The organism is Flavobacterium sp. UMI-01 (assembly GCF_019656315.1).
Classification (GTDB): Bacteria; Bacteroidota; Bacteroidia; order Flavobacteriales; family Flavobacteriaceae; genus Flavobacterium.
In genome coordinates, this window is the sequence record NZ_BPLU01000003.1 from 18,949 (window position 1) to 40,238 (window position 21,290).

General features: G+C 35.1%; 18 protein-coding genes. 12 read left to right on the forward strand and 6 right to left on the reverse strand.

Annotated elements, in window-relative coordinates:
• Window positions 1–4: 4 nt before the first annotated feature.
• A complete protein-coding gene (pyrE, locus tag K5R64_RS01205; RefSeq protein WP_220760019.1) occupies window positions 5–658 on the reverse strand; it encodes an orotate phosphoribosyltransferase in 654 nt (217 codons plus the stop codon).
• A gap of 7 nt (window positions 659–665) precedes the next feature.
• On the opposite strand from pyrE, the gene K5R64_RS01210 reads away from it, so the two are divergent.
• Window positions 666–1,265 carry an NUDIX hydrolase gene (locus K5R64_RS01210; RefSeq protein ID WP_220760021.1) on the forward strand — a complete coding sequence of 200 codons (600 nt, stop codon included), beginning with the start codon at window positions 666–668 and terminating at the stop codon, window positions 1,263–1,265.
• 221 nt (window positions 1,266–1,486) lie between these two features.
• On the opposite strand, the gene K5R64_RS01215 is transcribed toward K5R64_RS01210, so the two are convergent.
• From K5R64_RS01215 to K5R64_RS01235, 5 genes are all read right to left on the reverse strand, one after another.
• Window positions 1,487–2,305 (reverse strand): YgcG family protein, encoded by an 819-nt coding sequence (locus K5R64_RS01215; protein ID WP_220760024.1) that lies wholly within the window; start codon window positions 2,303–2,305, stop codon window positions 1,487–1,489.
• A 3-nt stretch (window positions 2,306–2,308) separates the two neighbouring features.
• A complete protein-coding gene (locus K5R64_RS01220; RefSeq protein ID WP_220760026.1) occupies window positions 2,309–2,746 on the reverse strand; it encodes a TPM domain-containing protein in 438 nt (145 codons plus the stop codon).
• Between the two features lie 58 nt (window positions 2,747–2,804).
• Window positions 2,805–3,398: a LemA family protein gene (locus K5R64_RS01225; protein ID WP_220760028.1), complete on the reverse strand. Its 594-nt coding sequence runs from the start codon at window positions 3,396–3,398 to the stop codon at window positions 2,805–2,807.
• A gap of 87 nt (window positions 3,399–3,485) precedes the next feature.
• The gene (locus K5R64_RS01230) at window positions 3,486–3,818 is read right to left on the reverse strand and encodes a MerR family transcriptional regulator (RefSeq protein WP_220760030.1); all 333 of its coding nucleotides are present in this window, start codon (window positions 3,816–3,818) and stop codon (window positions 3,486–3,488) included.
• A gap of 129 nt (window positions 3,819–3,947) precedes the next feature.
• A complete protein-coding gene (locus tag K5R64_RS01235) occupies window positions 3,948–4,925 on the reverse strand; it encodes a M23 family metallopeptidase (RefSeq protein WP_220760032.1) in 978 nt (325 codons plus the stop codon).
• 338 nt (window positions 4,926–5,263) lie between these two features.
• Here K5R64_RS01235 and alaS point away from each other — a divergent pair, with 338 nt between their 5' ends.
• The 11 genes from alaS to K5R64_RS01290 all read left to right on the forward strand — a co-directional run bounded on the left by alaS (window position 5,264) and on the right by K5R64_RS01290 (window position 21,247).
• The gene (gene alaS, locus K5R64_RS01240; RefSeq protein WP_220760034.1) at window positions 5,264–7,912 is read left to right on the forward strand and encodes an alanine--tRNA ligase; all 2,649 of its coding nucleotides are present in this window, start codon (window positions 5,264–5,266) and stop codon (window positions 7,910–7,912) included.
• 107 nt (window positions 7,913–8,019) lie between these two features.
• Window positions 8,020–8,799 carry a hypothetical protein gene (locus tag K5R64_RS01245; RefSeq protein WP_220760036.1) on the forward strand — a complete coding sequence of 260 codons (780 nt, stop codon included), beginning with the start codon at window positions 8,020–8,022 and terminating at the stop codon, window positions 8,797–8,799.
• A gap of 7 nt (window positions 8,800–8,806) precedes the next feature.
• Window positions 8,807–9,763 carry a GSCFA domain-containing protein gene (locus tag K5R64_RS01250; RefSeq protein ID WP_220760038.1) on the forward strand — a complete coding sequence of 319 codons (957 nt, stop codon included), beginning with the start codon at window positions 8,807–8,809 and terminating at the stop codon, window positions 9,761–9,763.
• A 67-nt stretch (window positions 9,764–9,830) separates the two neighbouring features.
• The gene (locus K5R64_RS01255) at window positions 9,831–11,180 is read left to right on the forward strand and encodes a sensor histidine kinase (protein WP_220760040.1); all 1,350 of its coding nucleotides are present in this window, start codon (window positions 9,831–9,833) and stop codon (window positions 11,178–11,180) included.
• Window positions 11,181–11,275: 95 nt separating this feature from the next.
• Window positions 11,276–12,325, forward strand: coding sequence for a hypothetical protein (locus K5R64_RS01260; protein WP_220760041.1), 1,050 nt, complete (start codon window positions 11,276–11,278; stop codon window positions 12,323–12,325).
• Window positions 12,326–12,422: 97 nt separating this feature from the next.
• A complete protein-coding gene (locus tag K5R64_RS01265; RefSeq protein ID WP_220760043.1) occupies window positions 12,423–13,448 on the forward strand; it encodes a hypothetical protein in 1,026 nt (341 codons plus the stop codon).
• A gap of 10 nt (window positions 13,449–13,458) precedes the next feature.
• On the forward strand, window positions 13,459–15,405 hold the full coding sequence (locus K5R64_RS01270) for a tetratricopeptide repeat-containing sensor histidine kinase (RefSeq protein WP_220760045.1): 1,947 nt from the start codon (window positions 13,459–13,461) through the stop codon (window positions 15,403–15,405).
• Between the two features lie 31 nt (window positions 15,406–15,436).
• On the forward strand, window positions 15,437–16,027 hold the full coding sequence (locus K5R64_RS01275) for a hypothetical protein (RefSeq protein WP_220760047.1): 591 nt from the start codon (window positions 15,437–15,439) through the stop codon (window positions 16,025–16,027).
• 84 nt (window positions 16,028–16,111) lie between these two features.
• Window positions 16,112–17,572 (forward strand): hypothetical protein, encoded by a 1,461-nt coding sequence (locus tag K5R64_RS01280; protein WP_220760049.1) that lies wholly within the window; start codon window positions 16,112–16,114, stop codon window positions 17,570–17,572.
• 65 nt (window positions 17,573–17,637) lie between these two features.
• Entirely contained in the window at window positions 17,638–18,378 is a 741-nt protein-coding gene (locus K5R64_RS01285; RefSeq protein WP_220760051.1) for a hypothetical protein, read from the forward strand.
• A 10-nt stretch (window positions 18,379–18,388) separates the two neighbouring features.
• A complete protein-coding gene (locus K5R64_RS01290; RefSeq protein ID WP_220760053.1) occupies window positions 18,389–21,247 on the forward strand; it encodes a CHAT domain-containing tetratricopeptide repeat protein in 2,859 nt (952 codons plus the stop codon).
• Window positions 21,248–21,290: the final 43 nt, after the last annotated feature.

The following is a 21,290-nucleotide window of genomic DNA, read 5'->3' on the forward strand; positions in this document are numbered from 1 at the left end:
TTAATTATTTTTCAATGACTGTATTCCAAGTTGAAGGAGTTACACTCCATTCTCTTAAAGTAGCTTCTTCTTTTTCGGTAATATAATTTTTAGCAACAGCAAGGTTCAATAGGTTTTGGTAATTGCTAAGGGTGTATAAATCAATATTAGCCGCTTTAAAGTTTTGTTCCGCTACATCAAAACCGTAGGTAAATATGGCTGCCATTCCTTTGATTTTGGCACCAGCATTTTTTAGGGCTTCAACAGCCATCAAACTACTGTTTCCAGTACTGATTAAATCTTCTACCACCACCACATTTTGTCCTTTCTGTAAAAAACCTTCCACTTGGTTTTGACGGCCATGTTTTTTAGGCTCTGGACGAACATAGACAAATGGCAATCCCATGCTTTCGGCAACAAGAATTCCTATTCCTATCGCTCCAGTTGCTACACCAGCAATGACATCTGGCTTCCCAAATTGTTTTTCGATGTGTTTAGAAAATTCATCTCTAACATAATTTCTTATCGCTGGAAATGAGAGAATTAATCGATTATCGCAATAAATAGGCGATTTCCATCCGGAAGCCCATGTAAAAGGATTTCCTGGATTCAATTTAATTGCATTTATTTGTAAAAGCAATTCGGCTGTTTTTTCGGCTGTATCTTTATTAAAAATCATAGTACAAATGTATAAAGTTTTTGTGAACGACAAACCACTTTTTTTGACAAATAAAATATCAAAAGAAACCGATTTTCAATTATTTCTACTTGAAAGTATTGATATCAAGCAACTTATTGTGAAAATTTTTCAAAATAAAATTCAAAAAGCCTATCTCTACCATCCTGATGAAAGAGAAATTATGAAAACTTTAAAGACAAAAATTCCTGTAAATAAAGCGGGCGGGGGATTGGTGTATAATAAAAAAGGTGAAGTGCTTTTTATTTTTAGAAACGGAAAATGGGATTTGCCTAAAGGAGGTACTGAAAAGGGGGAGGATATTGAAGAAACCGCTATGCGAGAAGTTGAGGAAGAAACGGGGGTCAATCAATTGCGTGTGACCAACAAACTTCAAAAAACATATCATGTTTTTAAGCGAAACGGAGTTTATAAATTAAAAATAACGCATTGGTTCGAAATGCAAACTGATTTTGAAGGTGTTCCTCAAGGTCAATTAGAGGAAGGAATCGAAAAAGTAGCCTGGGTAAGTCCAACTGATATACCCGAAGTTTTAAAAAATTCCTATGAGAATATTAAACTCTTATTTGAAAAAGAAGTACAATTTTAATTATTTTTATGAGATTTAATTAGCAACTATAGTAGGGAAATTGTTTTCAAAGTAATTAAAATAGTTCTGTCACAGAAAAAAGTTTATTGGAATTCGTTTCAATAAACTTTTTTTATGACTATGTGTACAAGTGGAATGCTTGTGCTAGTAAGGGAAATTTTTTATTTATTTTTCCATTCAGTTTTATTTCCTGAATCGCGTACTTAATTAGTCACATCATCCTACCAACTACCGCCAGAACCGCCACCAGAGAATCCGCCGCCGCCAAAGCCACCACCGAAGCCTCCGCCACCACCAAAGCCTCCACCTGAGGATCCGCCAAAACCTCCTCCACTGCGACCAAGGTTGCTAAGGATAATGACATCCAGTAGGCTAGGGCCACCGCCACCACGGTTTCCTGAATTACCACCGCCACCTTTATTTTTTGAAGCGAGTATGATGATAAATACGATAATGATGATAAAGGGAAGGATAGGGAAATCTTGTTTTTTGTCTTGTTTTCTTTCTCCTTTATATTTGCCTTTGAAAACATCTATAATAGCATCAGTACCTTTGTCGAGTCCGTTATAATAACTCCCTGCTTTGAATTCAGGGATGATGATGTTACGAACTATTTCACCCCCTATACCAGCGGTCAAACGATCTTCGAGTCCGTAACCTGGAGAAATCCATATTTTTCTTTCGTCTTTTGCCAATAAGATTAAAACGCCATTATCGTCTTTTTTGGTTCCTCCAATACCCCATTGGTGGGCCCATTTTGGAGTAAGGATACCGATATCTTCCCCTTTGAGACTTTCAATAGTGATGATGACGATTTGAGTTGTGGTAGTATCGGCATAGCGAATGAGTTTTTCTTCCAGTTGCGCTTTTTCGGTACTGTTTAATACCTTGGCGTAATCGTACACCGAGGTTTGTATTTTAGGAATTTCGGGAATGGTAAATTGTGAAAAAATGCTATTGCTTACCGCTAAAAGTAGAAATAGAAAAGCATATTGAATAATTCCTTTGGAATTTGTATAGTTCATTTTTGGAATTTTCATTGGTTAGCCTTTTGATATTTCGTTGGATAATTCATTGGTGTCTCCATCTTGATACGGGAAATATTTTTTGAGTTGGTCACCAGCTCTTAGGACACCATCTATCAAACCTTGTTTGAAATTTCCAGCTCTAAATTGTGCTGCCATAGCGTCTTTGGTACAATCCCAAAAATCGTTGGGAACGACATCGTTAATTCCTTTGTCGCCACAGATGACAAACTGATGGTCATCAACCGCTAGATAGATTAAAACCCCATTTTTAAGCTCAGTAGCATCCATGCCTAAATCGTGAAAAACTTCTGTAGCACGGTCAAAAGGATTTTTGGATGTGGTTCGTTCTATGTGTACACGTATTTCACCTGAAGTTTCTTTTTCAGCTGCGCAAATAGCTGCTACAACTGCTTCTTCCTCTTCTTGGGTTAAAAAATCTTCTACTTTTGACATGGAAATTGGTTTAAATTCTTTTTTAAAAAAGCCCCTCCTTTGGAGGGGTTGAGGAGGTTTAGAATTTTACTTCTACTGGTTTTTCAGCACCTTCTACGGCATTGAAATACGCTTTTTCTTTAAAGCCAAACATACCTGCAAACAAAGTATTTGGGAAAGTTTTTATATGTGTATTGTATGGTTTAACTGTTTCATTAAAACGAGTACGAGCCGTTAAAATTTGGTTCTCAGTACTCGCTAATTCGTCTTGCAATTTTAAGAAATTTTGATTGGCTTTTAAGTCTGGATATTGTTCTACTGTTACCAATAAACGTGACAACGTACTGCTTACGCCGCTTTGTGCTTTGTTGAAAGCTTCTAATTGCTCTGGAGTAATGTTGGTTGGGTCAACCGTTGTTTGGGTTGCTTTGGCACGCGCTTCAATTACAGCCGTTAACGTGCTTTTTTCAAAATCAGCTGCTCCTTTTACGGTGTTCACCAAGTTTCCAATAAGGTCGTTTCGTCTTTGATAAGCCGTTTGTACATTTCCCCAAGATTCTTCGATATCTTGATTTAAAGTTACCGCTGTGTTGTTGATGCCTTTAATCCAACTATAACCAGCAAAAAGAATAACTGCTACAATAATCCAAGGTAAAAATTTTTTAAAATCCATTTTATTTATGTTTAATTGTTTAATTGTTTAATTGTTTAATTGTTTAATTGTTTAATTGTTTAATTGTTTAATTGTTTAATTGAACTATTAAAGTTCGTTTTTAATATTGGTTAACTGCGTTTTTATCGCTTCCAGTTTCCGAATAATTTCAAATTTGTCCAAGGTTTTCTTTTGTCCTTCTTTCAGGTGAATTTTAGCACCTTCAAGGGTAAATCCTCTTTCTTTAACCAAATGATAAATCAGTTGTAAATTGGTAACATCTTCAGGAGTAAACATTCGATTGCCTTTGGCGTTTTTCTTGGGTTTCAAAATATCAAATTCGCTATCCCAAAATCGGATGAGCGACGCATTTACATTAAAAGCCTTAGCGACCTCTCCAATGCTGTAATACCTTTTATCTTTTGAAAGTTCTATGTGCATTTTAATTTTTGTTTCAAGTTTAAAGTTTCAGGTTTTTTCCTGCAAGATATAAAATCTGTTTTTTAATTTCAATGTTAATATTATAAGCTATTCTTAAATTTTAAATCCCAAATGCCAAATCCAAATTCCTTAATCCAGCGATTGATTCTCTTGATTCGCTAATTTAGAAATCGCCACATATTCTACTGCCGAGATATTACCATAATAAAAATTCAACGGGTTCACGACCTTTCCGTCTTTGTGAACTTCGTAATGCAAGTGAGGTGCTTCTGAGCGGCCTGTGCTACCTACAAATCCTATCACATCTCCTCGTTTCACCCTTTGTCCTGCTCGGCAATTGTATTTGCTTAGGTGAGCATAGAGCGTTTGGTATCCATAACCGTGCCTAATCACCACATGGTTGCCATATCCTGAAGCTTTGGCATCTGCCTGTGCCACAACACCGTCTCCTGTGGCATAAATAGGAGTACCTGTTTTGGCTGTAAAGTCCATTCCTTCATGCATTTTTCGGGCTTTGGTAAAAGGGTCTGTACGATAACCAAAACCTGACGCCATACGTTTCAGGTTTTCATTGCGTACAGGCTGAATGGCAGGAATGGCAGCCAGAAGCTTGTCTTTTTCTTTGGCTAATTTTACAATGGCATCTAGCGATTTAGACTGAATTGCGAGTTGCTTGGCCAAAACATCCACTTTTTGAGTGGTACTTAACACCAGTTGGGTATTATCATAGCCTTGCAATTCAGCATAACGGTTAGGGTCTTTAAAACCCGATTTTCGTTCCTCAGTAGGTATTGGCGAAATATTGAAATAAGTGCGGTACAAGTTGTTGTCTCGGTCTTCAATCGCATCGGCTACAGCGCTGAGCTCTTCAATGCGTTTGTTCAAAACATCATAATTCAATTTTAAGTTGTCAATTTGGCGCATTAAAACGCGATCTTTTGGAGTGTCAAAGTACGGTGTATTCAATAAAGCTACAAAACACAAGAACCCAAATAAGGCGGAAGCTACCAAAAACAAGACCGCATAAGCAAATTTGTGTCTTTTTTTTGTTTTAATTTTTCGATACGCCAGATTTTCAGAATCGTAATAATATTTTACTTTCGCCATATTTTAAAATACCCTATTTTTGCACGTCCAAAAAGGTTAGTCGAACAAATTTAATAAATGTTTCATTGGGAACACTGCTTTTTTGGGAATAAAAAATTATTAGGGCCTATTCCAGCTATCCGTTACAAGTTCTCGTTTAGCACTCTTTTTTTCTACACTGTTGCAGGAGCTTCCTCTGGTCGCTCTGCACCATTAAGAAAAAAATAGAATGCTTACACTCGAAGCTTTCCACTTTTATCTGGGGCAAAAAAGTTGATTCGTTGATTTGGTTTTTCGTTTATCCGAGCTAACCATTAAACAATCAGCTGATTAATCAAATAACCGATTAAACATTAAAAATGAAATCACAAGACATTCGCAAAGCGTATTTACAATTCTTTGAAAGCAAAGGACATTTAATTGTTCCTTCGGCACCTATAGTATTAAAAGACGACCCTACCTTGATGTTCAACAACTCAGGGATGGCACAGTTCAAAGAATATTTTTTAGGAAACGCCACACCCAAAAGCAACCGAATCGCTGATACACAAAAATGTCTTCGTGTTTCAGGTAAACATAATGACCTAGAAGACGTAGGTTTTGATACCTATCACCACACCATGTTTGAAATGTTGGGGAACTGGTCTTTTGGAGATTATTTCAAAAAAGAAGCTATTCCGTGGGCTTGGGAATTCTTGACTGAAGTGTTGCAATTAGACAAAGACCGTTTGTACGTTTCTGTTTTTGAAGGAAACGAAGCGGAGAATGTACCTTTTGACCAAGAGGCTTTTGATATTTGGAAACAATTTGTGTCTGAAGACCGCATCATCCTTGGTAACAAAAAAGACAACTTTTGGGAAATGGGTGACCAAGGACCTTGTGGACCCTGTTCTGAAATCCACATCGATTTGCGTACGGATGAAGAAAGAGCTGCTGTTTCAGGTTTCAGTTTGGTAAATGCGGATCACCCACAAGTAGTCGAGATTTGGAACAATGTATTTATGGAATTCAACCGTAAAGCGGATGGTTCCTTGGAAAAATTACCAGCACAACACGTAGATACCGGAATGGGATTTGAGCGTTTGTGTATGGCGATGCAAGGCGTGACGTCTAATTATGATACCGATGTGTTTACGCCACTAATTGAAAAAGTGGAGCAAATTACTGGTTTGAAATACACTCCTAATAATGTCATTCTGAACGATAGTGAAGAAACTGTGGAGCAAAACAAAATCAACATTGCTATTCGTGTAATTGTTGATCACGTACGTGCCGTAGCCTTTGCTATTGCTGATGGACAATTACCCTCTAATAACGGAGCGGGTTATGTGATTCGTCGTATTTTACGACGCGCGATTCGTTACGGATTTACGTTTTTGAGTACCAAAGAGCCTTTTATCTTTGAATTGGTAGCTGTTTTGGCAGACCAAATGGGTGAATTTTTCCCTGAAATCAAAAAACAACAAACATTGGTTACCAATGTTATTCGTGAGGAAGAAGCTTCTTTCTTGAGAACCTTAGACCAAGGGTTGCAATTGTTAGAAAATGTAGTGGCTGAAACCAAAGGAACAGAAGTTTCAGGTGTGAAGGCTTTTGAATTATACGATACTTTTGGATTCCCAAAAGACTTGACTGCTTTGATTTTGAAAGAAAAAGGCATGTCATTCAACGAAGCAGAATTTGATGCTTCGATGCAAGAACAAAAAAATCGTTCTCGTGCGGCTTCTGAAGTTTCTACGGATGACTGGAAAGTACTTGTAGAAGGAAATGTAGAGACTTTTGTAGGATATGACCAAGTTGAAAACGAAGTGAAAATCACCCGTGTTCGTAAAGTAGATTCTAAAAAAGATGGGGTAATGTACCAAATCGTACTTGATGCTACGCCTTTCTATCCAGAAGGAGGAGGTCAGGTTGGGGACAAAGGAATCTTAGTTTCTGCTAATGAAACGATTGAAATCATCGATACCAAAAAAGAAAACAACTTGATTTTACATTTTGCCAAACAGTTGCCAGAAAATCTGGAAGCGACTTTTGTGGCTAAAGTAAATACCGATTTAAGAACGGCGACAGCCAAAAATCACTCGGCGACGCACTTGATGCACCAAGCATTGCGTACAATTTTAGGAACGCATGTGGAGCAAAAAGGGTCATTAGTAAATCCAAACTATTTGCGTTTTGACTTTTCACACTTTTCTAAAGTAACTCAAGAGGAATTGCAACAAGTTGAGGATTTTGTGAATGCTAGAATTCAAGAGCAATTGCCATTAATTGAACGCAGAAGCATTCCTATTCAACAAGCGTTGGATGAAGGTGCGATGGCTTTATTTGGTGAAAAATATGGCGATAATGTTCGTGCGATTAAATTTGGAAACAGTATGGAATTGTGTGGTGGAATCCACGTGAACAATTCGGCTGATATTTGGTCTTTCAAAATCGTCTCGGAAGGGGCAGTGGCTGCGGGTATTCGTCGTGTGGAAGCAATTACTGGTGAAGGAGTACGACAATTTTTTGCTTCGCAAGAAGAATTGTTAAGCGAAATTAAAACCGCATTAAAAAATCCACAAGACACCATTAAGGCTGTTGTTGCATTGCAAGACGAGAATGCCAAATTGAAAAAGCAAGTAGAAGCTTTATTGAAAGAGAAAGCAAAAAATATGAAAGCCGAATTAGCTAATGAATTACAAGAGGTAAACGGAGTGCAATTCTTGGCCAAACAAGTGGATTTGAATCCTGAAGGAGCTAAAGACTTGGCTTATGAATTAGGTAATTTAGGCAACAATTTGTTTTTAGTTTTAGCTACAGCCGAAGACGATAAACCGATGTTAACCTGTTATATTTCGAAAGAATTAGTAGCTGATAAAGGCTTGAATGCTGGTCAAGTAGTTCGTGAGTTAGGAAAATGCATCCAAGGAGGTGGTGGAGGACAACCATTCTTTGCAACTGCTGGAGGTAAAAATGCAGCGGGAATACCTGAGGCGTTGACTAAAGCCATTGAGTTTTTAAACTAGAATTTTAAATATAAAGCCAAAGCTATAGTTTTTTTATATCTTTGGCTTTTGTTTTTATTGTAATCCTAAGAAAGCCAAAATTATAGCTTAAATTTTACGCTCAGTTAATGATAAAAAAAATATATATTTATTGGTTTTTGACAGTGACTACATTGTTATTTTCATCGTGTTCTGAGGACTTAGATGATTCTATCAAGTATTTGAATAAAATTGTTGAGACTTCTGAAAGTGGTACTGAAAAAACAACTACTTTTTTTTATAATCAAGCCCAGCTTGTTAGAATTGAAAGCGCTGAAACGATAAAAGTATTTACCTATACTGCCGATTTGATTACCAAAATCGAAACGACGACCCTTTCAAACAACTCGAAAACCATTGTGAATTATTCCTATAACAACGGAAAACTGCAAACCGTTCAATCCGATGGGGATTATGTCATCAATTATACGCATAATCAGGACGGTACGGTATCTTACGAAAAATTTGATATCAGTTTATTGCCGTTACCTGTAAAAATACATCATGGGAAACTGTATTTTGATAATGGAAATATCATAAGAGAGGAACGCACCTTAGATAATGTAGGGGTAGGAGTGTTGTCACGCTATTATGTGAATTATGAGTATGATTTAAAATCAAATCCTTTGCATCATATTTTGGGTTATGAAAAATTATTGGACCACGAAGGGATTATTTCTACTAATAATTATCTTATCAGTACCGTAGAAACCAGTGTTGAAAAGGATGGACAAATTATTTCGTCGGCTAGTTTTTATAAAAATACCTTTAAATACGATAAGAGGAATTATCCAGTGGAGAAAAACTCATTAGTAAGTATTCCTCACAAAGGTATTTCGTATAATTTAAAAACAACTTATCATTATTAACCCTACAATGGATTTCAGACTTCAAGTTCCTGTCATAAAAAGTAAATTTCCTATTGATTATGATTCCAAAATACTATCATTAGGTTCTTGCTTTGCCGAGAATATGAGTCAGAAATTTGACTTTTACAAATTCCAAAATACAGTGAATCCTTTTGGAATTATTTTCAACCCTGTCTCCATTGAAAAATTAATCCAACGTACGGTTCGCAAAGACTATTTTACGGATAACGATGTTTTTTTTCATAACGATTTATGGCATTGTTTTGAAGTACATTCAGAATTGTCTAATCCAGACAAACAGCAATTTCTCAATCAATTGAATGGATTGTTAGATGGGTTTTGTAACCAAATCACACAAGCAACCCATTTTCTCATTACTTTAGGCACTGCTTGGGTGTACCGGAGTATTGAAAGCAATGCGATTGTGGCCAATTGTCATAAAGTACCTCAAAAACAATTTACTAAGGAGTTGTTTTCTGTTGAGACTATTGTTAGTAGTATTCAAAGAAGTATCGACTTAATTCAGTCTGTTAATCCAAATTGCAATTTCATATTTACCGTTTCACCAGTTCGACACATAAAAGATGGTTTTTTTGAAAACAATATAAGTAAAGCATCATTACTGCGAGCCATTTATGAAATAGTGAATACTGAACACTTTAAACTGAATACTGAATACTTTTGTAGCTACGAAATCATGATCGATGAATTGCGTGACTATCGTTTTTACGCTCCTGATATGTTGCATCCTAGTCAAGTGGCGATTGATTATATATGGGAGCGATTCAAAGAAGCCACGATTTCTGAATATTCATTTTCCGTGATGAAAGAGGTTCAACAGATACAAACCGCATTATTGCATCGTCCTTTTAATTCCAATTCAGAGTCTCATCAGCAATTTGTTATCAAAAATCAAAAACGAATTGAAACTTTGACCCAAAAATATCCTTTTATGGTTTTTTAACTTTTGATTATGATTTTCTCAAAGGATTTTGTTTATTTGAAATTATGTTTTGATTAAAGTAACGCCTATGGATTCAAATATACTTTACCTTAATTGTTTTGTCATATTTATATTATCATTAATTGTAGTCTCTATCCTTATTACCAAAAAAGAAAATCCCAAAGCAAGATTATCGTTCTGCTTTTTCTTTTTGAACATTATCTTAGTCTGTTTTTCTAATTTAATTACCTATTATTACGGCAATTATCATTTGGTATTCATTCAGTTTTCTATTTCTGGTTTTGCCTTGTTGTACGGGCCTATGCTGTTGCAATACGTTTATTTTACTTTGGAACAAAAACTACCAAAATATTGGAGTTTAAATTATTGGATTGTATTATTGGTTTTTGTTGCAGGTCTATATTATTTATTTATACCTGACGAATTGCAAAAACAATATTTTGACGAAATGATTCAAGGGAATCACACGCCTACGGCAATTTTGAATAATTTGGTGTTGTTTCATTCCGTTTTTTATTTTATTTATCTACGAATATTTCTCAATAAATTTAAAGTGAGTGAGAACGATATCCAACTAACTTTAAGAAAGGAATGGGTTTCTGATTTTGTGAATTATATGATTTTCTGTAATGTGATTTTTATTTTCTATTACATAATCGCTACATTATTTTATGCTGAATATATTGTTTTTGGGGATTTAGTAATTGTTCCCATTATTATCTTGGCTATCTATTCATTTATTGTCATCAAAAGTTCTCAAAAGCATAAAGAAGCCGAATACAAATATGTTTTGTCACATATCGAAAATCAAAATGAATTGTTGCAACAACGTTTGTCTATTTCGAGAGATTTGCATGATAATATAGGTTCTCAGCTTACTTTTATCTTGTCCTCTGTTGAAAACATACAGTATGCGCATACCATTGAGGATGTACATTTAGGGACTAAATTGAATTCCATTAGTCAATTTGCAAAGGAAACCATCGTGGAATTAAGAGATACGGTATGGGCATTGAAGAGCAACGAAATGCTATTTGAAGATTTAGAAATGCGTATCAATGATTTTATAGCTAAAGCAAAAATGTCAAACGAAGCAATTCAGTTTAGTTTTGTGATTGACCAAAATGTAAGAAATAAAAAGTTGAGTTCCATTGAAGGCATGAACATTTATAGGGTGTTACAAGAAGCCGTTCACAACGCTTTCAAACACGCACAAGCAAGACAGATAACAATAGCGGTTTCTGAAAAAGAAAATCAACTCCTAATTACCATTCAAGATGACGGAATTGGGTTTGACAGCAGTAGGATTTCCAAAGGCAACGGACTGAATAATATGAAAAAAAGAATCCAACAAATAGGAGGGCAGTTCGGCTTGAATTCTAATTCGCAAGGAACAAAAGTGGAAATTAGGCTCTGATTTTCCTGTTTTTATTTAAAAATAGGGCAATTGCCTTATTTCCCATCAGCAATCATATTTAGAATTTTGTTTAAACTAATTTTAAATATGCCAATATGAAAACCTTTTTTAAAAAATTATTTTTTCTATTCCTACTCACAGCTTTTCTAACTTCGAATGCTCAAACAATTAATGAGTTTAAGATTAAGAGTTTTGGAGGAACCAAACAATTAAAAAACAAACCTAAAAAAGTATTTGTAAACGATTTTGTGGTACATTATCAGTTTTACAATCAAAAAGAGAAGACTTCCAAAGGAGGAATGCTAGGAAGTGTACTGACAGGTGACGCCAAATCAAAACTTTTTTTGGGATTGGATAATTTAACCGAAGAAAATTTTAAAGACATTACCAATGATTTGTTCGCTGATTTTAAAAATCAATTGAAATCAAAAGGCTATGAATTTGTTGATGGGAAAAATTATGAAAAAACAGATGCCTTCAAAGGAAGAGAGCGCATAGAAAATTATCCCGTTTCTTATACCATTTTTCCAGGAGTTGCCTCTGTTCGTCCGAGTAATTATGCCTTTTATTCTTCAAACGAAAACTTCTTGAAAATGAATTACGGTTCTAAATTGTCCAAAGATTTGGATGATGCAGTGGTGGCCAATGTAGAATTGTTTGTGTTTTTTATTGAAGATAAAAACTCATGGGCTCAAAGAAATAAAAGTGCCAATATAAAAGTAGAAACACAATTGCGTATTGTTGCTTATGACAATGTCAAAGCCATCAATGAAAAAGAAATAAGCAAATTACAAGCCTTAACCATCGGGAAGAAAAAACAAGTGGATATTCCAGCACAAAGCCAAATTGACATCACTTGTGGACGTAACCCTATTGGAGGGTCGCCTGATGTTAGTTATATAGGAACGCTTAAAAATGATATTGTTATCGATGGAGCTTTCAAAACGCAAACTATTAAGAGTGAGGCAAAAAATGATGAAGATTACATAGGTACCAATACGGCTTTTGGGAAAGTGTATAGAGCCAACAATATTACGGTTTCTAACAGTTATGTTTTACCAGTGGATGTAGAAAAATATAAAGCAGGGGTGTTAAAAGGTGGAATAGCTTTCCTTAAATCACACATTGATGAAATGCTAAATTAAAACACCTAGATTTGATTTAAAAGCTGACTGAATGATAAAAAAGAGGTCAGCTTTTTTATTTTTAGGAATAGTGAAATTTCGTTATATGCAATTCAAAATGAATAGAATCCTTCCCGTTTTTATCTTATTGCCACTACTATGGATTTTATGTTCCAATGTTTCCCAACCCGGAGTGTATAATAGTGGTGGAATGGCATTTACCATGTTGTTTCCCGAAGATTCATTGGCTTACAAAAAAATTCAAATGCGGGATGAGCGTATTTATATTCAGTTGTACAAAGGCTATGCTGTGGTCAAAGGAGTTTACCAAATGGTTAATACCACTTCTGAAAAGTTGAGTTTTAAAATGGGATATCCCATCAAAGGAATTTATCATGGTGGTGCAGTGGAAAGCAATGAAGTGAGTTTGGATTCGATTTATAAATTCAAAGTGAAGTCCAATGGTAATAAGCTGCCTATACTTACACATCAATTTGATGATACGAATGAAGTAATGACGTTTGCAAACCAAAATTGGTTAACATGGCAGATGGATATTTTGCCCCAACAAGAAAATGTAATTACGGTTTATTTCATTGTAAACACCAATAACGGACAGGTTTCAAGAGGGTATTCTAAAGATTATTTGAATGTGTTTACCTATCTCCTTGAATCAGGCAAAGTATGGAAACAACCTATAGAAAAAGCTACTTTTATCATACAATTGCGAGATGGTTTAAGTTACAAAGCTATTCGTGGCTTATCTGAACATTTTCAGTTTAAAAAAGCTTCTAATGCTCCGATACTCTTGGGAGGGTTAACAGCTTTTTCACCTTTGCCTAAAGATAATTTGGTTGTTACTTACGGTCATCAAATCGAAAATTTTGATTTCGAAAAGGTATTGGAAAAAGAAACTATTTTATTTGAGGCAATAGATGATTTTTCCAATCAAAAATTACCTTCCACTTTTGAAAAAATACAACCTCAAAGTCCTTATGAGGTATCATTTGATATTTGGTCAACTTTTCCGTTTATGATTATTATTTTAGGAATAATAGCACCTGTTGTTCTTATTGTAGTGGTTGTTTTTTATATTTTTAAGCAAATTTATAACCGTAGAAAATCAAATAATAGTCTTAATTAATCTGCTTGGTATGAATAGCAATAGCTGTAATTTAGAGTTGAGAAACAAGTGGAAGTACCTATTGCTGCTGTTAGGTTTTTGGTGTCAAGGAATTTTGGCTCAAGAAAAAATGCCTTTGCAACAGCTCAAAAAACAAGCGAATTATTGGATACAAAAAGCGAATGATTCCAGCGACCAAAATAACAATGAAGCGCTTGTTTATGCTAAAAAAGCATTGGCAATTTCTCGACAAATACCCAATGATACGCTTTTGTCAAAAGTATATAATACGCTAGCCAACGCTTACCAACACAAAACCTTATTAGATAGTGCTATTGTATTTCATAAACAAGCGTTGCAACTTCGTCAAAAAATAAACAGTCCAATAGAAATTGGGGACAGCTATAATAATTTAGGAATATGCAGTGAGTTTTTAGGTGATTTAAAAACTGCCTTGACGTATTATTTTAAGGCCTTGTCAATGTATGAACGTCAAGGCAGTCCAAGCAAGCAAGCGATGGTTTTGACTAATATTGGAATCGCTTATAAGGAACAAAAGTCGTATGCCAAAGCTTTGAACTACTACAAAAAAGCCAATGTTATATATACTAGTATTAACGATGATTTTGGGAAAACGGCAACCTATGGTAATATGGGTTCGGTATTGTTGAATTTAAAGCAATATGAAAAATCGATACACTATTCTGCTAAAGCATTTGAAGGATATCAAGCTTTAGGGTTCAAAAACTACCTTCCGTACCCAGTTTCGAACATGGCCATGGCGCTGGATAGTTTAGGGAATTATTCTCAAGCGGAAACTAAATTTAAAGAGGCTATACTTGGTCATAAAGAAACGGGTAATGCTTATGAAGTGGCGAATGTTTTGAATGCTTATGCCAAAAGTTTGTTGAAACAAAAAAGATATACTGAAAGTATTCAACAATCCAATGAAGCTTTAGTGTATATTGAAAAGACAAATGCTGAAAAACTAAAAGTTGCCCAATTGCAAAACTTGTCTAAAGCTTATGCCAGCTTGAATAAATTTGATAAAGCCTATTGGTTTTCGCAACAATACAATGCGATTAAAGATACCTTATTTGAAAAAGAAAAAGCCAAAGCCGTTTTTGAATTGGAAACAAAATACCAAACAGCCAAAAAAGATGCTTTGTTAATTAAATCCAAAAATCAACTGGCTGAACGTGAGCGCCGAATTAAAGAGAAAAATAAATTGTTTTACTTTGCTTCGGGCATGGCTTTTTTGTTAGGGTTGATAGGTTTTTTAGTGTACCAACAACAACGACTTAAAAACAAACAAATTATCAAAGAAAACGAATTAAAACAGGCGTTAATCAAAATTGAAAATCAAAACAATCTTCAGCAACAACGACTGGCGATTTCTAAGGATTTGCATGATAATATTGGCGCGCAATTGACCTTTATTATTTCGTCATTGGACAATTTGAAATATTTTGATTTCACTAAGGAAAAATTGTATTCCAAGTTTGATGCGATAGGTACTTTTACCCGTTCCACAATTACGGATTTGCGTGATACCATTTGGGCCATGAACAAGGAACACATCACCTTTGAAGACTTAAAAATAAGAACGACTAATTTTATTGAAGCGGCACGAACTTCTTTGATTGGTATCACTTTTTCATTCACACATCCTCCTCAATCAGAGGAAATATGTTTTAATGCTTTGATGGGTATTGATGTGTATCGAATTATTCAAGAAGCGGTGAACAATGCAGTCAAACATGCAAAAGCGACCCAAATTAGTGTTCGTTTTGAAAATAAAAATAACCAACTCGAAATCACCATTCAAGACAATGGAACTGGTTTTGACACCACTACTATTGAAGCAGGTAACGGAATGCTATCGATGAAAAAAAGAGCTCGCGAAATAGGAGCAACATTACAATTAACGTCAGCAGATACAGGAACCCGTGTTCAGTTGTGTTTGCCTGAACAATAGTCGAATGTGGTTTTTTATAGCACAACATAAAATGAATTCGAATATCCATTCCATAGCTGCTTACTGTTCAATTGTCCTTATGACAGGATGTACCATTATGGAAATTATTCATAAACAAACCACTGTATTTTACATTTTGTACTTGTTTTGGTTTGACGAATTTATTCGGACTGTTTTTGATAGAATTGCCTATTATTCCAAAAAAGTTCCAACGGCTGATGCGGTTCAATTCCTTGGAAACAATAAAGAAAGGTTCTTTATGTTGGGCATTTATCTAGTGTTTATTATTGTCTTTTTTGGTATCATCATTGATTGGAAAGAACTCGATTTGATAGGATTGAATTTTGAAATTTTTAGTTTTAAAAACCCTTATTTTAATGGGAGCCTATTCATTTTTACACTAAAAGAAGGCTTTCTTTTTTATACTAATTCGAAAGTAAGATACGCCAAAGATATTTTCTCGAACGGCATACTCACGCTGCATCTGTCTCTATTGCTAGGCATTTTGATTTGGTTTTTATCTGCTCAAAAATGGCAATTCATGGTCGAATATGCCAATGTTTTCGCGGTTATTCCTTTTTTAATTATCAAAATTATCTTCGAACTAAAACTAAAAGAATAACTGTTTTTTGAGTAATATAGGGCAATTGCCTTATTTATTCGTGTTTCCTGTTTGGTTTATTTTGTGATAATCAAATAACCCATTATGAGAGCGATACGATACTTGTTTCTATTTTTTGTAGGTAGCACAATAGCCCAAAACGGTTTGTTTACTAACATACAATGGAGTACTAAATTAAAACCCATACTCAATAAAGCAGAAACCCATTGCTTGCTTTGGAACGGCTCTAGCTATGGTTTAATCTATGATTTGACAACAGGAGAACAAGTAAAAGAAGTTATCCTAACAGGCTTTACTAAGAGTAGCAGTTTTGAAGCTCTTGTTTTTGATTATAGAAATGACAAAGCCATTATAGCAGGTTGGGACAATAGCGAACTAAAACCAGACCATTATTTCTTATGGGATGAAGCCTCAAATTCTTTTTTTCCAGGCAATAATTTTGCAAAACCCAATCATGGAAAAATTATCGATTTGATAGGAGATGAAATAGTTTTTTGTTTTACGATTTATAAAAAAGATAGCAAGGGGCGTCTTGATTTAGACAAACCCGAACATAGTTTTGTGCAATTTTACAATTGGAAAACTAAAAAATGGCGTGAAACCAAATACGACTACGAATTTGCCGTTGCTATTCCGTCTAAGAATTTATTGGGCTTTAAGGAAAAAAACAAAATAAAATACCTTGATATAAATACGCTTTCATTTCTGGATACCACGACTGATTCGTATGATAATATTATCACACATTATCAAGATGGAAAGGTTTATGCTGCTAAATATAATAAAGGAATTGACAAAGTAGCCTTGCTAGATGAAAAGACCTTGACCACAGGAAAATTTAGCAAACCACCTTCAACAAATAATTTGGATTATTATTGGGGTGCATTATGGAATTACCAAATCCAATTGTTGAAGACCGAAAATAAAAGTTTAAATGCTCAGGATGTCGATTTAGTAATCATCAATAAGCAAACCAAAGAGGAAAAGAAAGTAAGAATCACGGCGGGTAGTAAGGAAGAAGTAGCTTTAGTACGGGATAGAATTGAAACAATCAAAAATGCCCGTTTGAATCAAACAAAGAATGATTTAGCTAAAAAATATGCCGGTCAAACTGCTGATTTTAAGGAATGGGAAATCAATTTTCAGGACTTGCCTAAATCCTATGTACATAATTATCAAAATGCCAAAGGAAGAGATATAACCAACTTAAAAATGTCTCGAAGATTGTTCTTAACGCCTAATACAACTGTTTATGCGATTGGGAAAATATTTCAATGTGAGGAATCCAAAACCTTTTTGGTGATGCTCAGAGGTCCTCAAGCAGAAGGAACCGAATCAGTTTATGCGGTGCTTAAAACAGATCATTATGGCAATAGATTGCAATACCAAATCGTTGCAAGAACTCTCAGCAATAATTTAGGATATATCCAGATGGATGATTTTTCCATTTCGACCTATCTCAATAACAATACAACGATTGATGTCACTGAGAATTATATGGGAGAAAAAAAGAAAAAACAGTATAAAATATACTGTCTGAATTAACGAATAAACGCATTTACAAAACAAACCGCTTTTAATTTCAACTCACAAAATAAAAACCAATTATGATGAAAAAAATACTACCATTAGCCTTGCTGTTAGCCATTACAACCACTTGGGCACAATCCAATTTTAACAAACAACCAGGAAAAAAAGAGTTTAAAAAAGGAATGGTTACTTACGAATCGTTTACAGATTCTAACGGTGCTGTATCGTACGGATTTAGAATAAACGGACTAATTGTAGGACCCAATATGGTGTTGCATACCAATGGAAAATCATCGTTTGTAAATTACAATCTTAGTAGCCAAATGGATGGAACTTTAATTGAAATGGATAAAAATTCGGGGACGATAGATTTGATTACCTACAGAGATGGCGAAAAAGATGGTCCGTCGTTCAAAATAACCAATGGAAAACCGAGCTCAAGTCAGCAATATAAGAATGGTAAAATTGACCCAAAAGGTTTTAATCCACCACCTCCTGGAAAATATGCCTTGCAAAAAGGAGATGGAAAAACAGGTTTGACGATGGAAAAATACGATAAAAGTTATGCTTTAGGCTATTTTATCCACGGATACAGAAATTTTCCGATGATTCATGTATGGAATGATGGAGACTCTTATTACGGGCAATATATGTTTGGAGAACGCAGAGGGTTTGGCGTTTTTTTCTATAAAAACGGAAATAAATACGTAGGCTATTGGGATGAGAATTATAGAGAGGGACTTGGGTTTTTAGTGGATAAAAACGGAGTAGTCATTGAAAAAGGCTATTATGATGACGGAAAATTAGTAACTCCATTATAATTTCAATTCTATGATGTCTTTGAAAAAAATAGCGATTCTATTTGGATTTTTTTGGTCATTAGTCGTAAGTGCGCAAAATGATTTCAATGCTTTTTACAACACTTATTTAGAAGGTTATAAATCGAATGATTTGTCAAAAATGAAATCCGGTAGCGAAGGCCTGATGGTCAATTTTTCGGATGAGTTTGCTGGCTTTTATCTGAACTCGTACTATCATATCCTAAAAGGAGATTTGAATCAGGCGCAACTAGCCAATACTCAGGCAATGAACATTCAGCCTTTGATGTCATATCCCTATTACACACAGGCCTATATTGACTATCTCAATGGCAATACAGTAACTGCCATGAAAAATTTAGAATGGGCTGCTCAGTTGTGTACCTTTCCTTCACCCAAAGACATTATTGATGATATCGAAAAAATTGAGGTTATTACCAAGAAAGATTTATCGGGACTGAAAAATCAATGGAATGCCTATTATCAAACGAATTTTATTCAGTCTAAAATAAATTCGGCCAATGCTTTAGACCAATGCGTAAACGGTATTTTGACCAAGGGACTAAAGTGTGACAATCTGGACGCTCAATTTGCTTATTTTTCGACTTTAAAAAATGCCAATCCGTTATTTCAAAAAATGCTGCCCTTACTCAAAGCGGTAACGTATTATTACGGAAGAAATACAACAGCCAGCATAAAACAATTTGAAACCTTTATCGAAGGCAGCAAAAACAATCCTCAATTATACTGGAAAAGAAGTTACGCGCTACATTTTTTATCAACCATCAAGAAAAATTCCTTTGACAGTCGTGGGGCTTTGTTGGATATCAATGAAGCGCTAGCCGATTATTCAAAGTTGCATTTCCCTTCGGTACATCAGGCGTATATGCAAATGCATAAAATTAATGTGATAGGGGATGTAGGTACTAATGTGGAGGAAAAAGTCCAAATGGCGTATCAATTAGAACAAACCGCTAACAAAATCAACAATGATTATTATAAGGCTAGAGCCTATGGAGTCATTGGCGCTACTAATTTTTTTAGTCGTGACCCTGTTGAAAAACAAAAAGCCACAGACTATATTTTGAAAGCCTATAATCTGGCAAAGAAAATACAAGATGATGACTTGTCAAATTCGGTTAATACTAACTATGCGATGATTAAAGCCAAACAAGGCTTGTTTGCTGAAGCAGTGCGTTTGAACGAAGAGGTAGCTACTAATTATTTGTCAAAAAAACAATTTCAAAAAGCGCAAAACAACTACAACAACCTTGGTTTTGTTTTCTACATGCAAAAAGAGTATGCAAATGCGATTGTTCAGTTTGAAAAAAGCATCGATTTAATTGATAAAGTAAAAAAAGATTTGAATGCCAAGCAAAAGTTGGAATACATGAATGCTGTTTCGGGAACTTTTGAGGCGATGATGATGTGTCTAAAAGAAACCAATAAGGTGGACAAACTTTTTGAAATGCAAGAAAAAACAAGAAGCGGTTATCTTAAAGAATTGCTCAACATCAACACAAATTTTGCAACGATAAAGGATGCACAGGATATGCTTACCAATGAGGAAGTACTACTTACTTTTTCGATAGGTCGTCCGGGGGAAATCATTATTACGGCGATTACTAAAAACAAAGCTGAAATACGCTACAATTATCCTATTGAGAATTTAATTGCTTTAAAAAAGTTTTATACCGATCGCATCAAAAAAGTACCTTCTGAATTGAACAAATACATGCAGGATTTTAATGTGGATTATGTCAACGGAAAATTGGTGCGTTATGCGGATAAAAGCAGCAATTACACCAAAGACGATTTTGTTACTTTAGTGCAATGGACTCGTGATGTTTTAGAAAATTCAGACAAACCCGATTACCAAAAGCCACAAGCCGATTTTCTACATTTTTGGTATAATCTGACCCTGCAACCCGTACAAGATTTTGTTTCACAATACAAAAATGTCATTATTAGTGTGGCTTCGGAGTTGAATTATTTGCCTTTTGAAGCTTTCATTAGTCCCAAAAACCAATACTTTGTAAGTACTAATAATGTGCGTTATATTCCTAACGTAACCATTTGGAAAAAAATCGCAAACCGCCATTATAGTAATGACCGAAAATCCATTTTGGCTTATGGAGGAGCACAGTTTCAACCCTCAGGAAATGTAAAAGGAACTGTTCGTAATATGGAAGATTTTTATAAGGTTTCGGATGCGGTAACCAAAAAAATCCAACAAGGGAATTACAATCTTAAACCAGAATTGGAAGCCGTAGGTTTTGGTGGTGCCAATTTCTTAGAAGGAACGCTCAAAGAAGTACAATTTATGGCTACGCTGTCAAAAGATGTTAAGGTGGTAACAGGACTGAATATGAGTGAATCCAACTTTAAAAAAGCCAATCTTTTGGGTGAATTAAAACAATACAAAAACATCCTTATTTCTACTCATGGTTTTACTGATGATGTGATACCCGAATTTAGTGGTGTGATGTTTTCGCAACCCAATGGAGGCGATGGCAAGGAAGATACGTTTTTACTAGCTCCCGAAATTATGAAACTCAACCTCAATGCTGATATGACGGTTTTGAGTGCTTGTAGTACCGCAGTAGGGAAACTCTATGGAGGAGAAGGAATAAATGGCTTGAATAACGCCTTCTTGATTGCGGGTTCCAATAGCACTTTGCTGTCGTTGTGGCCCGTAAATGATGCTAGTACGGCGATAACCATGCAAATGTTGTTTAAAAAAGTGGTTCAAGAAAATGCCCAAGCTAGTGTGTTCTTGAACGATATCAAACGTGCTTTTATCAACGGTGATATAGGTGAAGCAGCCAAATCACCCAAATATTGGGCGCCCTTTTTATACAACGGGAGGTAGTTTTTGGAATCCAAACAAATAGGGCAATTGCCTTATGGTGTGT